General features: G+C 43.9%; 6 protein-coding genes. 5 read left to right on the top strand and 1 reads right to left on the bottom strand.

Translation table 11 applies throughout. The features are described from left to right. The first annotated feature begins 186 nt into the window (after positions 1-186). The 4 genes from JUI58_RS03015 to JUI58_RS03030 all read left to right on the top strand — a co-directional run bounded on the left by JUI58_RS03015 (position 187) and on the right by JUI58_RS03030 (position 4,436). Positions 187-1,704: a thymidylate synthase gene (locus tag JUI58_RS03015; protein ID WP_204102264.1), complete on the top strand. Its 1,518-nt coding sequence runs from the start codon at positions 187-189 to the stop codon at positions 1,702-1,704. A 100-nt stretch (positions 1,705-1,804) separates the two neighbouring features. Continuing rightward, a complete protein-coding gene (locus JUI58_RS03020) occupies positions 1,805-2,713 on the top strand; it encodes a CoB--CoM heterodisulfide reductase iron-sulfur subunit B family protein (protein ID WP_204102265.1) in 909 nt (302 codons plus the stop codon). A 6-nt stretch (positions 2,714-2,719) separates the two neighbouring features. Further along, complete coding sequence (locus tag JUI58_RS03025) at positions 2,720-3,292, top strand: hypothetical protein (protein WP_204102266.1); 573 nt, start codon at positions 2,720-2,722, stop codon at positions 3,290-3,292. Between the two features lie 61 nt (positions 3,293-3,353). Next, positions 3,354-4,436, top strand: coding sequence for a potassium channel protein (locus JUI58_RS03030; RefSeq protein WP_204102267.1), 1,083 nt, complete (start codon positions 3,354-3,356; stop codon positions 4,434-4,436). A 2-nt stretch (positions 4,437-4,438) separates the two neighbouring features. Here JUI58_RS03030 and JUI58_RS03035 read toward each other — a convergent pair whose 3' ends face one another. Next, positions 4,439-5,230, bottom strand: coding sequence for a nuclear transport factor 2 family protein (locus JUI58_RS03035; RefSeq protein ID WP_204102268.1), 792 nt, complete (start codon positions 5,228-5,230; stop codon positions 4,439-4,441). A 94-nt stretch (positions 5,231-5,324) separates the two neighbouring features. On the opposite strand from JUI58_RS03035, the gene murG reads away from it, so the two are divergent. After that, positions 5,325-6,383 carry an undecaprenyldiphospho-muramoylpentapeptide beta-N-acetylglucosaminyltransferase gene (gene murG, locus JUI58_RS03040; protein WP_204102269.1) on the top strand — a complete coding sequence of 353 codons (1,059 nt, stop codon included), beginning with the start codon at positions 5,325-5,327 and terminating at the stop codon, positions 6,381-6,383. The last annotated feature ends 79 nt before the right edge of the window (positions 6,384-6,462 follow it).

Below are 6,462 nucleotides of genomic sequence, written 5' to 3' on the forward strand. Positions count from 1 at the left end.
CGGAATATTATTGAATTGCGTAAGAACAAGAGGGTTTGGAGACCAAACGCGGAATATTATTGAATTGCGTAAGAACAAGAGGGTTTGGAGACCAAACCCCTACTGGGGCAACTCACTAAGGTAATTTTTGAATTTTGGCCAGCGATCGTGCGATAATCAGGGGTCTGCTGAACATTGTTTCTCATAATGACTGTTACCCCCCATCTTACTCAATTTCAATATCAACCTCTTTATAAACCCAATCAACTTTTATGTGGAAGGGGTACAACTGTTGTTGTTACGGGATGGACGGTGAAGGGAATATTGGCAAAGCATTTAGAGGCTTCTGAATATGCCGCGATCGGTCAGTTGTACAGTCCCACGAGGGGTATTAGTTTATTATTACGCAATTTACTCTTAAATCCTCACGTTCGTTTTTTGGTTGTTTTGAATGCTACGAAAGAGGATCGCAATGCGGGAGGATGTCAATGTTTATTAGATTTCTTTCGTCATGGTTTTAAAGCTGGAAAAAGCGAGACTGGGCGAGATATTTGGCAGATCGAATCAGAAATTATTGGTTATATCGATCGCGAAATTCCTGCTAATAGTTTAGAAACACTGCGTCAGAATATTGAATATCGAGAAGCAAGTTCTATTGGTGAGGCGATCGCCTTGATTAAATCTTATGCAGAAAAAAACTCGGTATCTGTTTGGGGTCAACCGTTAGAGTTTCCTTTTTCTCAGACTGTCCCGACGGTTTTTCCTGGCGATCGTTACGGGCATTTAATTAAAGGGAAAACCATCGCGGAAACATGGGTAAAAATCATTCATCGTATCAAAACAACGGGAACAATTCGTCCGACGGGTTATGATGGAAAATGGCAAGAATTAATCGATTTAATGGCAGTTGTTACCGATGAACCCACAGATTTTTACTTTCCCGAACCGAATTATTTGCCCTGCGATCGCACTTTTCTTGCCCAATATATTTCGCAAATGCTCGATGATTCTCCCCAACAAGAAGGCGTAAAATATACCTATGGACAACGCTTGCGATCTTGGTTTGGATGCGATCAGATCGAACAATTAATTAATAAATTAAGCAATGATATTGATTCAGCTAGAGCCGTAATGTCTTTATGGGATGTTAAAGATTATAATGATAATAGTCCCCCTTGTTTGAATCATATTTGGGTTCGTGCAATTGATGGAGAATTGTCTTTAACCGCTACTTTTCGCAGTAATGATATGTTCGGCGCATGGGTTGTAAATGCGATGGGATTGAGGGGTTTACAGCAGCATATTCGCGATGAAATTGCCAAACGTTCTCAGTATAATTTAAGAATGGGGGCTTTAATTACTGTCAGTCAAAGCGCCCATATTTATGATGATTGTTGGGAAAGTGCTGAGAGTTTAATTCAAACCCAATATGCTAAAGTGTGCCGCGATCGCGCCTTTGATGATCCCGTGGGAAGTTTCGCGATCGCAGTTCGAGAAAATACTATTTTTGTCGAACATTTAACCCCAGGATCGGGAGAAGTTGTGAATTGCTATACTGGAAAAACAGCACGTCAACTGTATCAAAAAATAGCTACTGAATGTCCCAGTTTAGAAGTTGAACACGCTCTCTATTTAGGGACAGAATTACAAAAAGCAGAAATATCCTTATCCCTTCAAGGAAATTTTAGATACAATCAAGATAAGAGACTCAAAGAAATAGTATGAAACCCTAAATTAAGAATTTTCTCGAGAATTGTTTTATTGCTGGCAGTCTGAGAGAAAATAGAACAGTTATCCCTATTCCTTAGTCCCAATCTCAACACCTATGCCCTCACCAACTTTACAATACGCTTATTTTCCTGGATGCGTTGCTCAAGGTGCCTGTCGCGAGCTTTATCTCTCCACAGAAGCAATAACTCGCGCCCTCAATATCCAACTGATCGAACTGAAAAAGGCTGCTTGTTGCGGTTCGGGAACCTATAAGGAAGATTCCCAATTGCTCGAGGATACAGTAAATGCTCGCAATATTGCTTTAGCAGAATCTCTAAATTTACCCCTCCTAACCCATTGCAGCACTTGTCAAGGAGTTATCGGTCATGTAGATGAACGCCTCAAGGAAGCGAAAGAAAAAGAGCCGGCTTATTTCCAGCAGGTGAATGGCTTTTTAAAACAAGAAGGTTGTTCCCCCTATCGCGGTAGCACAGAGATAAAACATCTACTTTGGGTGTTAGTGGGAGATTATGGGCTAGAGGCTTTAGCGGAACGAGTGACTCAAAGTTTAACAGGTTTAAATTGTGCGGCCTTTTATGGCTGTTATTTATTGCGGGGTCAAAAAACACTACCCCATGATGACCCTCTGAACCCAGAATCCATGGAAAATATTTTCCGAACCTTGGGGGCAAATCCCGTTTATTATCGTGGACGCACTCAATGTTGTGGTTGGCCAATTTCCAGTTATGCAACCAAAGAATCTTTTTCTCTGGCTGGAAGGCATCTTATGGAGGCGATCGCAGCCGGGGCGGATTGTTTAGTTACCCCCTGTCCCCTCTGTCATCTTAATTTAGATTCTCGCCAGCCGGAAATCGAGAAGGTTATTGGGGGTAAATTGGGGATTCCCGTGTTGCATTTACCGCAATTGGTGGGTTTAGCCTTGGGAATTAAACCAGAGGAGTTAGGTTTGGATAAGCATATTGTTCCCGTCGGCTCTCTCTTGTCCAAGCTCCGGGCTAGTTGACAAAACATGACTGAAAAAGAACCGGAAATATTACTGGGAAAATACTTGACATTGTTCGAGTTTTGTACCTGTACGAAAACCTATCAAAAATATGCAGCCACGATCGCGCCCTTTCCTCAAAATCCCGAAAGTATAGCGGCGATCGCGGCGCTCAATGGGCAGATTATCGACCCCATTATCGACCATTTTGGCCGCGCCAAATTCCACCTCACCTACGGCTTTTGCTCCCCCGACTTAAAGCGCTATCTCAATCAAAAAGACCCCCTCACCGGACAAAAAAACGGGTGCGTTACCCCGTCTCGTGACCAACATATCGCTCACGAAAAAAATAGCAATGGTAAATATTACTGCGATCGCCTCGGTTCTGCCTGTGATTTCTTCATTGCCGATGTTGCCAGTAATACCCTCGTTGATTGGATTTTAGAGCAGCAATTACCCTTTGACTCTTTATATTATTACAGCCAAGAACGCCCCATTCATATCAGCTACGGACCGCAACACAAGCGCTCAATTTGGACTTTTACCCCCACCGGACAACCGACCCGAAAAGGGATACAACATTGGCTGGAAAAAATTTAAAATAATAACAATGTTGGGCAGCGATCGGTAACTCATATAAATCCCCAATCTCGGACCCAATATGTATAATTTTGAACGAAAATATCAACGGCTCAAAAACCAATTAATCGTTGGTTTTGCTGGGTTGGGGGGAGTTTTCGTCATGGGAACTTTGTGGTATGTTCTGATCGAAAAATGGTCTTGGACGGAATCCGCGTATATGACCATGATTACTCTTTCTACTGTCGGGTTTTCTGAAGTTAGACCTTTAAGCGATCGCTCCCGTTTGTTTACCATTGCTCTCATTTTAATGGGCATTTTTGTTATTGGCTATATCGCCAACCGCTTTACAGAAGTCATGATTCGGGGTTATTTTCAAGAAGGACTGCGACGAAGACAACGAAAGCGATCGATTGAAATGCTCGAACATCATTATATTCTTTGCGGTTACGGACGGACGGGAGCTCAAATTGCCTTAGAATTTGCAGCAGAACACGTTCCTTTCATCATTATTGATAGTCAAAGCGAAGCCTTGGATGAAGCGCGACAGCGAGGCTATACGGTCATTCAGGGGGATGCTACCCACGATGATGATTTATATGCGGCGGGGATCGATCGCGCTGACTGTTTGGTTGCTGCTTTACAGTCTGATGCGGAGAACTTATATACGATCCTTTCTGCAAAGACTTTAAATCCCAGTATTCGTGCCATCGCCCGAGCCAATAGTGAAGAAGCAGTCACGAAGTTAAAAAGAGCGGGAGCCGATGCTGTTGTTTCTCCCTATATTACCGGAGGACGGCGCTTGGCGGCAGCAGCACTGCGTCCCAGCGCTATCGATTTTGTGGATGGCATTATTACAGGGATGAACCGATCGCTCTATTTAGATGAGTTTTTCTTAGATGAGGCAACTTGTCCTCATATTGGTAAAACTTTACAGCAAACAAATTTGCGATCGCAGTCGGGGGCTTTAGTTCTCGCTATTCGCCGTCAAGATAGTACACTAATTGGCGGTCCCACAGGAGAAACTCTTTTATATGCTGGAGACTTGTTGATTTGTATGGGGACCGCCGACCAACTCCATGCCCTCAATCAAATTTTAGGGACTGTGCGAGGATATTGGTCGAGTCCGGTCAAAGAAAAGAAGCGATCGCACCGACGGATTTAAGCTCAATCATTGATTGCCTCGACGTGCAAACGCTGGGTAATAATAATTGTCCCTTCCCCACTAATGAGAATGGCAGAAATCCAGCGATCGCCGCCTTCTTCTGGGGCTATTCCCTGCTTGAAGAGTCCCCCCGCTTGGAGTAACTCTAGATCGAAGGCCTCGGGGTTAAAATAGCGATCGCCGTTTACTTCCTCCTCAATTGCTGCCCCTAAAAGCAAATCCTCACCTAATGGAGTTTTGACAATAGCATCAAAATTAAATTTTTCTCCTGGTTGAACGCGATCGGGTAAATTAAACTGAACTTCTGGAGGATTGTCCCCCATGAGTATCTCCGTCCGTTCCGAGAGAATCTCTTGGCTAATCAAGGTTTCTCCTTGCAGGACTTGGCGCGATCGCATTTGCGTTTTCAGGCGCATTTCCCGACCGGTATCCGTGCGAGTTCCGGTAATAAAAGTCGTAGTTTCCAGCACAGTGCGATCGCCTTGCTGTTGCCAAGATTCTAATTTGGTAAAATAATTAAGATTCCCATATCGTTCCCAAAGCGTCTCCAGTTTTTCCGACAGTTGAGAACGGTTTAGATCGTCGGAGTTAGTGAATTCCTGACTGTAGAACTGCATCACCTGATCAGAATCGTGACGATTTGCCGCATCTTCCAACCGAGTTAAAAAAGTTTTCAATTCTGGGGGAGTATTGCGAGGATATTGGTCTTGGGCGCGAACGGTTGCCCCCATACCCAAGGTTAATCCCAAACTCAGTCCCGTTGCGAATAATACTCGCCAGCCCATTTTTAGCATTGTTTTTGTTTGACTCCCCACTCGTGCAAAACTGCCCATTAATGTTAGGTTGAAATACAGTAATTCTTTCAGTTATAGCAAAATCTCAATCTCCGTGCCTGAAACTTCCCCTCGCTTACTGATAGCCGCTAGCGGAACTGGCGGTCATCTCTTCCCCGCTTTAGCCGTTGCAGAACAGTTATCTGACTGGCAAATTGACTGGCTAGGGGCGACTGGTCGCCTTGAACAAGCTCTAGTTAAAAATTATCCTTTACATACAGTTAATGTGGAGGGGTTTCAGTCCCGAGGCTTAAAGTCTCTCCTGGTTTTCTATCGTTTGGCGATCGCCATTTTTCAGGTTCGCAAGTTATTAAAACAGTTACACATTGATGCTGTCTTCACTACTGGGGGTTATATTTCCGCCCCAGCAATTTTAGCCGCGCGATGGTGCGGCATTCCCGTTATTATTCACGAATCCAATGCTATACCGGGAAAAGTAACTCAATTACTAGCTCCTTTTTGTACCCAAGTGGCGATCGGGTTGGAGATGGCTGCACAATCTTTGCCCAAAAAGAAAACAATTTGGCTGGGTACCCCCGTTAGAAAAACTTTTTTAAGCCCTCAATCTCTTGATTTTCCCATTCCTCAAGATGCTATTTTAATTGTAGTTATGGGTGGCTCTCAAGGTGCTATTGCCTTAAATCAATTGGTGAGAGACTGTGGGAGAAAATGGTTGGATGCAGGGGCATATCTGGTTCATTTGACTGGCGATCGCGACCCCGAAAGTTTTCACCATTCTCATTATTTTCCTCTTCCGTTTTATCATAATATGGCGGGCTTATTGCAACGGGCAAATTTAGCCATTAGTCGTTCTGGGGCGGGAACTTTGACAGAATTAGCGATAACCAAAACCCCTGCTATTTTAATCCCCTATCCTTTTGCGGCAGAAGACCACCAGTATTATAATGCTTTGGCATTTAAGGAAGCAGGAGCAGCATTGATTTATCGTCAGCAGGAACTCACCCCAGAAATCCTCGAAAAAGAAGTTTTACGTTTATTGAATAATCCTGATGAGTTAGAGAGAATGTCAGAGAATGCAGGAACTTTAGCGGTAGCAGATAGTGCTGAACGATTAGCTGCCCTCATTCAAGACAATGTCAAGAACCGCTATTGACGCAAAGCGTCCAATAGCGGCTTGGAAGAATCAGTTTCCAACGCAAGTCTTGTCTACCGCTACGAGTCGTTATCTGGCA

It is taken from the genome of Spirulina sp. CCY15215 (assembly GCF_016888125.1).
In the GTDB taxonomy this organism is placed as follows: Bacteria; Cyanobacteriota; Cyanobacteriia; order Cyanobacteriales; family Spirulinaceae; genus CCY15215.